A 7,841-nucleotide genomic window follows, 5' to 3' on the forward strand; every position below is an offset into this window, starting at 1 on the left:
CGCTGCACGGACAGAATGATCAGCTCCGGCTGATGCGGCCCGACGAACAACGCGGAGCTCTCGACCGTTTTGCCGGCGTCGAGGCCAAACTGGAGAAATACCGCAAACTACGCGACGCATGGCAGACGGCCCGACGTGACTTCGTCGACCGCAGCAACCGGGCGCGCGAATTGGCCCAGGAGTCCGACCGGCTGAAGTTCGCGCTCGACGAGATCGACACGGTTGACCCCGCGCCTGGTGAGGACGACGCGCTGGTCGGCGATATCCGTCGACTCTCGGAGTTGGACGCGCTGCGCGAGGCGGCATCCGGCGCGCGAGTCGCGTTGTCCGGCACGGGCGATGACGCCACCGCCGATCCTGCGGCACACTCGGCGTCCGGCGCCGACTGTCTGGCGCGCGCCAAAGCGGCGTTGGAGTCAACCGACGACGCAACGCTGCGAGCATTGGCGAACCAGCTTGACGAGGCGCTCTCGGTGGTCGGCGACGTATCCCGCGAGCTCGGCAGGTATCTGGGCGAATTACCCTCTGACGCCAGCATATTGGACACCAAGCTGGCCCGGCAAGCGGAGCTGCGTACCCTCACCCGTAAGTACGCCGCCGACATCGACGGCGTGTTGGTGTGGGCCCGCGAAGCGCGAGACCGGCTCGCTCAGCTCGATGTCTCCGAAGAGGCGCTGGCCGGGCTGCAGCGGCGTGTCCATCAACTAGGCATCGAATTATCAAGCGCGTCGGCCGAACTCAGTAAAGCTCGCACCCAGGCCGCCAGGCGGCTCGCCAAGGAAGTCACCGGTGAGCTGTCGGGGTTGGCGATGGCCGACGCCGAATTCACCATCACGGTGTCGCCCATTCCGGCCACCGCCGACGATGCCGCGGGGCTGACGCTGGCCTCCGGCGCTGTTGTGCATGCCGGAGGGGACGGCGTCGACCTGGTCGAGTTCGGGTTTGCCGCGCATCGCGGAATGACGGTGCTGCCGCTGGCCAAAAGCGCCTCGGGCGGCGAGCTGTCGCGAGTGATGCTCGCACTGGAGGTGGTGCTGGCGGCGTCGACGAGCGGCACCACGATGGTTTTCGACGAGGTGGACGCCGGCGTCGGTGGACGCGCGGCGGTGCAGATCGGCCGGCGCCTGGCGCGGCTGGCCCGCAACCGGCAAGTCATCGTGGTGACGCACCTGCCACAGGTCGCGGCCTACGCCGATATCCATCTGATGGTGGACACCAACGGCACAAACGGCGCCAGCGGAGTGCGGCGCCTCGACGGCGATGACCGGGTTGCCGAGCTGGCCAGAATGCTGGCCGGGCTAGGCGATTCCGACACCGCACGCGCCCACGCCCGCGAGCTACTCGATGCCGCAGACCGTGACCGGATTGCGACCTGAAAAGGCCACCTGAGCGTGTGACAGGTGTGACACGATATTACTTCTGAGGCATTTGTTACGGCGCGCCTCCCCGCGCATTCTCGGGTTCCCCGACAGAATCGCGTCCATGAGCGTGACCACCACCTTGTCCTCATTGCTTTCCCGCAACACATCGCGGCCAGGGGTCGTCGGAACCGCCCGAGTCGACCGCGACATCGACCGGTTGCTGCGCCGGGTGTGCCCCGGCGACATCGTGGTCCTCGACGTGCTGGACCTGGATCGGATTACCGCCGACGCACTCGTCGACGCGGAGATCGCCGCAGTGGTCAACGCATCCCCGTCGGTGTCGGGCCGCTACCCCAACCTCGGACCCGAGGTTCTGCTGGCAAACGGCGTCACACTGATCGACGAGACCGGCACCGAGGTATTCAAGAAAGTCAAAGACGGCTCGAAGGTCCGCCTCTACAACGGTGGCGTCTACGCCGGCGACCGGCGACTGATCAAGGGCACCGAACGCACCGACGAAGAGATCGCCAGCCTGATGCAGGAGGCCAAGAGTGGATTGGTCGCCCATCTGGAAGCGTTCGCCGGCAACACTATTGAGTTCATTCGAAGCGAGAGCCCGCTGCTGATCGACGGCATCGGCATTCCCGACGTCGACATCGAATTGCGCCGCCGCCACGTCGTCATCGTCGCCGAAGAGGAAGACGCGGCCGACGACCTCAAGCGGCTCAAGCCGTTCATCAAAGAGTACCAGCCAGTCTTGATCGGAGTCGGCACTGGCGCAGATGTGTTGCGCAAGGCCGGTTATCGGCCGCAGCTGATCGTCGGCGACCCCAGCAATCTCAGCGCCGAAGTCCTCAAAAGCGGCGCCCAGGTCGTCTTGCCGGCCGATGCCGACGGCCACGCCCCGGGCCTGGAGCGCATCCAAGATCTCGGGGTTGGCGCCATGACATTTCCCGCCGCCGGTTCGCCGGCAGACCTGGCACTGCTGTTGGCCGACCACCACGGCGCGGCGCTGCTGGTGACAGCGGGCCACCGCGCCAACATCGAGACGTTCTTCGATCGGACCCGTCAACACAGCAACCCTTCGACCTTCCTCACCCGGTTGCGGGTCGGTGAGAAAGTGGTGGACGCCAAAGCTGTTGCGACGCTGTACCACAACCGGATCTCATCTGGTGCGATCGCGTTGCTGATCCTGACGATGTTGCTCTCCATCGTCGCCGCCCTGTGGGTATCGCGAACGGATACGGTGGTGCTGCACTGGGCCACCCTCTACTGGAATCACTTCCTGCTCTGGCTGCAGCACTGGATCCACTAGGACGGTTGTGACGTGATATCGCTTCGCCAGCATGCGATTTCGTTGGCCGCCGTATTTCTGGCCTTGGCGGTAGGCGTCGTGCTCGGCTCGGGTTTGTTGTCCAACACTATGGTCTCCGGACTGCGTGACGAGACCCGGAATCTACACAACGAGGTCAACGGACTCAACGGCCAGAAGGCTCAGCTGGATGCAAAGGTCGCTTCTGCCAACGCTTTCGACGCACAGATGGCCGGGCGGATGGTCCACGACGCGCTCAGCGGCAAATCGCTGATCATCTTTCGGGCTCCCGACGCCAGGGACGACGACGTCGATGCGGTGGCCAAGATCGTCACGCAGGCTGGGGGAGCGGTCACCGGCACGGTGCTTTTGACTCAGGAATTTGTCGACGCCAACTCGGCGGAGAAGCTGCACTCGGTGGTCAACTCTTCGGTGCTGCCCGCCGGCTCCCAGCTGAGCACCACACTCGTCGACCAGGGATCGCAGGCCGGGGATCTGCTGGGGATCGCGTTGTTGATCAACCGCGATCCGGCGGTCCCGCCGGCCGACGACGCGCAACGCGACACGGTGCTGGCCGCGCTCCGCGACACCGGTTTCATCTCTTTCGGCAACCAGCACATCGGCGCATCGAACGCCGCCGCGGTCCTCACCGGCGGCTCGCTCAGCGAGGACGCCGGCAACCAGGGCGTCAGCGTGGCCCGGTTTGCCACGGCACTGGCACCGCACGGTTCGGGGGTGATGCTCGCTGGACGCGACGGCTCAGCGGACGGGCCCGCCGCGGTCGGCGTAGCCCGCGCCGACGCGTCGATGACCCCGGTGATCAGCACCGTCGACAACCTCGACGCCGAGTCCGGCCGCATCACGGTGGTCCTGGGTCTGGCCGATTTGATCAATGGCGGTCACACCGGGCAGTACGGCACCGGCCGCCGCGCGACCGGCCTCACCGTTGCGCAGTAGGCCCAAGCCCCCTCCCGACGATGCTGGGAGCGCAGCCGGGCGTGTCAGCGACGAGCTGCTGCAGGGTTTGTTAGGGTGGTTTTCCGTGGGTCGGCAGGCCCAAAGCTGGACAACAGCCCTCACCAGAGGCTAGCCCTGCGCCGCATTCACGGAGGTCGCCACATTGCGTAAGCATCCGCAGACCGCCACCAAGCATCTCTTCGTCAGCGGTGGGGTTGTCTCGTCGCTCGGTAAGGGCTTGACCGCGAGCAGCCTGGGGCAGTTGCTGACCGCCCGCGGGTTGCAGGTGACGATGCAGAAGCTGGATCCCTACCTCAATGTCGATCCGGGCACGATGAACCCGTTTCAGCACGGCGAGGTGTTTGTCACCGAGGATGGCGCCGAAACCGACCTCGACGTCGGCCATTACGAGCGCTTTCTCGATCGCGATTTGTCGGGGTCGGCCAATGTCACCACCGGACAGGTCTATTCGACCGTCATCGCCAAGGAGCGCCGCGGCGAATATCTCGGTGACACTGTCCAGGTGATTCCGCACATCACCGACGAGATCAAGCGTCGCATCCTGGCGATGGCCGAACCGGGACCCGACGGCCACCGGCCAGACGTCGTCATCACCGAGATCGGCGGCACCGTCGGCGATATCGAGTCCCAGCCATTCCTCGAGGCCGCGCGCCAGGTGCGCCACGACATCGGCCGCCAGAACGTCTTCTTCCTGCACGTGTCGCTGATCCCGTACCTGGCGCCGTCCGGAGAATTGAAGACCAAGCCCACCCAGCACTCGGTGGCCGCACTGCGCAGCATCGGTATCACCCCGGACGCGCTGATCCTGCGCTGCGATCGCGACGTGCCAGAGCCGCTGAAAAACAAGATCGCGCTGATGTGTGACGTCGACATCGACGGCATCATTTCCACTCCCGACGCGCCGTCGATCTATGACATCCCGAAAGTTCTGCACCGCGAGGAGTTGGACGCCTACGTCGTGCGGCGGCTCAACCTGCCGTTCCGCGACGTCGACTGGACCGAGTGGGACGACCTGCTGCGCCGGGTGCACGATCCGCAAGAAACTGTGCGAATTGCGTTGGTGGGCAAGTATATCGACCTTTCGGACGCCTATCTGTCGGTGAGTGAGGCGCTGCGCGCGGCCGGCTTCAAACATCGAGCCAAGGTCGAGATCCGCTGGGTGGGCTCCGACGACTGCGAGACCGCACACGGAGCGGCCGCGGTGCTCGACGACGTCCACGGCGTGCTGATCCCCGGCGGATTCGGCATCCGTGGCATCGAAGGCAAGATCGGCGCCGTTTCGCATGCTCGGGCGCGCGGATTGCCGATCCTGGGACTGTGCCTGGGCATGCAGTGCATCGTGATCGAAGCTGCCCGGTCGGTCGGTTTGAGCGGTGCCAACTCCGCAGAGTTCGACCCAGACACCACCGATCCCGTCATCTCGACGATGGCCGACCAGGAAGAAATCGTCGCCGGCGAAGCCGACCTCGGCGGTACCATGCGCCTGGGCGCCTACCCGGCCGTGCTCGAACCGGGTTCCATTGTCGCCCAGGCATATCAGGCGACAGAGGTATCCGAGCGGCACCGGCATCGCTACGAGGTCAACAATGCTTACCGCGACCGCATCGCCGAGAGCGGTCTGAAGTTCTCCGGCACCTCTCCCGACGGGCACCTGGTCGAGTTCGTCGAATATCCGCCCGAGATGCATCCGTTCGTCGTCGGCACCCAGGCCCATCCCGAGCTCAAGAGCCGGCCGACCCGACCGCATCCGCTGTTCAGCGGCTTTATCGGCGCGGCGATCGAGTACAAGGCGGGCGAACGGCTGTCTCTGGAGATGCCCGAGCAACGCCTCGACGGCAGCGAACACCACGAGGACGCAGAGCCATCGCTGCCTGAGCCCGAACCCGTTGCTCGTGGGTGAGCACATCTTCGAGACGACCTCGTCCGAGACGCTGCATACCGGAAAGATTTTCGCGGTGCGGGCCGACCGTGTCCGGATGCCGGGCGGGCAGGTCGTGACGCGGGAGGTTGTCGAGAATTACGGCGCGGTGGCTATCGTGGCCATGGACGACGCCGGCCGGGTTGCGCTGGTGTACCAGTACCGCCATCCCTTCGGCCGGCGCCTGTGGGAGCTGCCCGCCGGGCTCCTCGACGTCGACGGCGAGGCCCCGCATGTGAGCGCCGCCCGCGAATTGCGCGAGGAGGTCGGCCTGGCGGCCGAGAACAGGCACCTGTTGGTCGATCTCGATTCCGCACCCGGTTTAATCGACGAGTCGGTGCGGGGGTTTTTGGCCCCCAGCGTGTGCGAGATCGAACGGCCCGCGGCACACGACGAGGAGGCCGATATGACGATGGAATGGGTCTCCCTCGCCGATGCCGTACGCCGGGTTTTCAGTGGTGAGATCGTCAATTCTCTTGCAGTGAGCGGACTTTTGGCGGCACACGCGGTGGCCGGGGGAATCGCCGCAGTGCGTCCGGTCGACACACCCTGGATCGACCGGTCGACAGCATTCCGGGCCCGCAAAGCAGCCGAGCGGTGACGACACTGGCACCGCCGCTGGAAAGCCAACTGCAGGGATATCTCGATCACCTGACCATCGAACGCGGCGTCGCGGCCAACACGTTGAGTTCCTATCGTCGGGATCTGCGGCGGTATTTCGATCACCTCACTACCCGCGGCGTCGACGACCTGGCCAAGGCCACCGAGAACGACGTGAGCGAATTCCTGATGGCGCTGCGCCGCGGCGATCCCGACAACGGCGTCGCGCCCCTGTCCGCGGTGTCGGCAGCGCGGACCCTGATCGCCGTGCGCGGGCTACATCGATTCGCCGCGGCCGAGGGGCTCGCCGAATTCGACGTCGCGCAGGCGGTCAAGCCACCGACACCGAGTCGGCGGCTGCCCAAGAGCCTCAGCCTCGATCAGGTGCTTGCGCTGCTGGCCGGCGCCGGCGGCGACAGCCCCTCCGATGGCCCGTTGACGTTGCGTAATCGCGCGCTGCTCGAACTGCTGTACTCCACCGGCGCGCGGATTTCCGAAGCGGTCGGCCTCGATCTGGACGACGTCGACACCCAGGCGCGGTCGGTGCTGTTGCGCGGGAAGGGCGGCAAGCAGCGACTGGTGCCGATCGGCCGGCCCGCGGTGCAGGCGTTGGACGCCTACCTGGTGCGGGGCCGATCCGAGTTGGCGCGCCGCGGACGCGGCACTCCCGCGATCTTCCTCAACGCCCGCGGTGGCCGGCTGTCGCGGCAAAGCGCATGGCAGGTGCTGCAGGACGCCGCCGAACGGGCGGGCATCAGCTCGGGGGTATCGCCGCACACGATGCGGCACTCCTTCGCGACGCACCTGCTGGAGGGTGGCGCCGACGTCCGCGTGGTCCAGGAGTTGCTCGGCCATGCCTCGGTGACCACCACGCAGATCTACACCATGGTCACCGTGCACGCGCTGCGCGAAGTCTGGGCCGAGGCCCACCCGCGGGCGCGTTAGCCGCCAGTTCAGCGCCATCCCTCAAGCGCGAGCGTGCGTGTCTGTACGTCGACACGCCGCCGATGCCGTAAATCTGTGCACGCTCGCGCCCGACTCTCAGAACGACCACCGCATGAAGGGAATGCGCCGCCTCAGACCCGCGAGCGCCCCCTAGCTCGCGGGGCCACCCGCCGGCGCTGCCAAATTCGCTGGTGACGTTGTTGCGGGTCTGCCGGCGGCAGCGCTGGTAACCGTTAGACTCATCTGCCATGCCCGCCGTTGCCCGACCAACCGCGCTTGGGGCGGCGCCATGACCGAGGATGCTGACGCGGGCAGCGAGATCGGCCTGACCGGGCGTGCACCGCGACCAATTCCCGAGCCCAAGCCGCGCACGTCGCACGGACCCGCCAAAGTCATCGCGATGTGCAATCAGAAGGGCGGCGTCGGCAAGACCACGTCGACCATAAACCTGGGTGCCGCGCTCGCCGAATACGGCCGCCGGGTGCTGCTGGTGGACCTGGACCCGCAGGGCGCGCTGTCCGCCGGCCTGGGCGTGCCGCACTACGAGCTAGAACACACCATCCATAATCTGCTGATCGAGCCGCGGGTGTCGCTGGACCATGTGCTGATGCACACCCGGGTCAAGAACCTGGACCTGGTGCCGAGCAACATCGACCTTTCTGCCGCAGAAATCCAGCTGGTCAACGAGGTGGGCCGCGAGCAGACACTTTCCCGTGCGCTACATCCC

General features: G+C 66.3%; 7 protein-coding genes. All 7 read left to right on the top strand.

The annotated features are described in order from the left end of the window. A partial coding sequence (recN, locus tag AC2VOU_RS04800) for a DNA repair protein RecN (RefSeq protein ID WP_486956326.1) occupies nt 1-1,376 on the top strand: 1,376 nt, incomplete at its 5' end. 106 nt (nt 1,377-1,482) lie between these two features. Continuing rightward, complete coding sequence (gene steA / locus AC2VOU_RS04805; protein ID WP_486956327.1) at nt 1,483-2,676, top strand: putative cytokinetic ring protein SteA; 1,194 nt, start codon at nt 1,483-1,485, stop codon at nt 2,674-2,676. Between the two features lie 12 nt (nt 2,677-2,688). Next, entirely contained in the window at nt 2,689-3,630 is a 942-nt protein-coding gene (locus tag AC2VOU_RS04810) for a copper transporter (protein WP_486956328.1), read from the top strand. Between the two features lie 163 nt (nt 3,631-3,793). Next, nucleotides 3,794-5,551, top strand: a complete 1,758-nt coding sequence (gene pyrG / locus AC2VOU_RS04815; protein ID WP_486956329.1) for a CTP synthase — start codon at nt 3,794-3,796, stop codon at nt 5,549-5,551. Then, nucleotides 5,544-6,170 carry an NUDIX domain-containing protein gene (locus tag AC2VOU_RS04820; RefSeq protein ID WP_486956330.1) on the top strand — a complete coding sequence of 209 codons (627 nt, stop codon included), beginning with the start codon at nt 5,544-5,546 and terminating at the stop codon, nt 6,168-6,170. The genes pyrG and AC2VOU_RS04820 overlap by 8 nt, the downstream gene beginning before the upstream one ends. Next, a complete protein-coding gene (gene xerD, locus AC2VOU_RS04825; protein WP_486956331.1) occupies nt 6,167-7,114 on the top strand; it encodes a site-specific tyrosine recombinase XerD in 948 nt (315 codons plus the stop codon). The genes AC2VOU_RS04820 and xerD overlap by 4 nt, the downstream gene beginning before the upstream one ends. 289 nt (nt 7,115-7,403) lie before the next feature. Continuing rightward, nucleotides 7,404-7,841, top strand: a 438-nt coding sequence (locus tag AC2VOU_RS04830; RefSeq protein ID WP_486956332.1) for a ParA family protein, incomplete at its 3' end; no start/stop codon positions are given.

It is taken from the genome of Mycobacterium sp. TH-M25 (assembly GCF_057473665.1).